The following is a 1,358-nucleotide window of genomic DNA, read 5'->3' on the forward strand; positions in this document are numbered from 1 at the left end:
TGTGCAAGGCATTCCCTGGTGGTCGTTCAGCGATGGCGGGTGCTTTGGGTATTTCTGAAACTACTTTCAATAACAAGCTGTATGAGAAAAACGGCTGTCGTTTCTTTGAAAATGATGAGCTTGAAGCTATTGAGGAATTATCAGGCACTAAGTTGCTGGTGGAATATCACATGGATCGTCACTCAATGGTTCCTGCAACTAAAGTCGAGCCTGAGAATTTAGATACAGTCGAACTTTTTGAAATACGCATGAATCTTGGCGCTATGCAGGGTGCGTTATCTGTACTGATTCAAAATAGCATTTCTGATGGCGTTCTTACTGACGAGGAAATTAAGGCAATAGATCGCAAGTCAGCAAAGGTGTTTGGGTACGCTGCAGGGTTTATTGAGTCATTAAAAACGGTTTATGGGATTAAACAATGATGAGCATAGCTAGAAAGGTTGACGCCCCAGATATGCGGTCCGAGGCGTCGGGTGCTAATAACAACTTGTGTGGAGTAACTAGCATGAGCAGTGTAACGAATTTACGCGGTAGAACGCAAGTGAGAGTTTCCATCCGTGATGGTCGTTTTGTCTATGAACTAAAGGTACCAGAAGGGCGGCAAGAGACCAACTACAAGTTTGTTGAGTGGTTGGTAGATGATTTTAATGCAACTAATCGGGTGAAGGCATGACAAATACATTTGACATCGTTCAAGCCATGTCAGGGCATAAAAACGTAATTGTTATACCTGTGCCTTACCTTGAGTTTTTTAAGGGTGATCAGCAGGCTCACGCCTTGGCTGCAATACTGAATCAATTGGTATTTTGGTCGGGTGTTGCATCAAGTGCGAACGATGGCTGGTTTTATAAGAGCCATGAAGATCTTGCTGATGAAATTAAAGGTTTATCAAGCGAAGAACAGTCTCGTCGGCTGGTTGATAAATTACGTAAAAAATACTTTCCCGGCATTATTGAAACGAAAACTAAAAAGGTTAATGGAACCCCAGTTACGCACTACAGATTAGATGGTGATGCGCTTATCTCAATGATTTTTCCTGCTATTCCTGAAACGTCGAAAGTGAGGAATGGAAACGTCGAAAACGAGGAATCGAATCGTCGAAAATGCGGAATGGAAACCGCAAAAATGCAGAATCATGGAAACGTCGAAAATGAGGATTCCTATCTTTATACAGATCTTAACTCAGATAATAACTTACAGATCAATAAATCCCTTTCGTCGCAGAATTCTAGCGAATCCAGCGACACAGTTGAAAGTGATATTTCTAATAAAAATTTAAATTCAGCGGTATCGAGTGCGAATGGCCAGCTATGGGGAACACTGGAAGATTTAGAAGCAGCCAAGTGGATGTTTAAGCG

At 41.9% G+C, this 1,358-nt stretch carries 2 protein-coding genes and 1 pseudogene; all 3 read left to right on the plus strand.

The window, feature by feature from the left end; genetic code table 11:
• Positions 1 to 422 (plus strand): YmfL family putative regulatory protein (locus PSF28_RS23565; RefSeq protein WP_272685740.1); only part of this gene is annotated, 422 nt, incomplete at its 5' end.
• A gap of 83 nt (positions 423 to 505) precedes the next feature.
• Positions 506 to 673 carry a hypothetical protein gene (locus PSF28_RS23570; RefSeq protein ID WP_164565211.1) on the plus strand — a complete coding sequence of 56 codons (168 nt, stop codon included), beginning with the start codon at positions 506 to 508 and terminating at the stop codon, positions 671 to 673.
• Positions 670 to 1,358, plus strand: a pseudogene (locus PSF28_RS23575) (replication protein 15); the annotation flags it as partial. The gene PSF28_RS23570 and the pseudogene PSF28_RS23575, both read left to right, overlap by 4 nt.

Source organism: Providencia sp. PROV130, from assembly GCF_028482225.1.
Lineage (GTDB): Bacteria > Pseudomonadota > Gammaproteobacteria > Enterobacterales > Enterobacteriaceae > Providencia > Providencia rettgeri.

Bases quoted from the DNA above. Each gene is read 5' to 3' on its own strand.
- PSF28_RS23570 (WP_164565211.1), top strand. From the start codon at position 506: ATGAGCAGTGTAACGAATTTACGCGGTAGAACGCAAGTGAGAGTTTCC.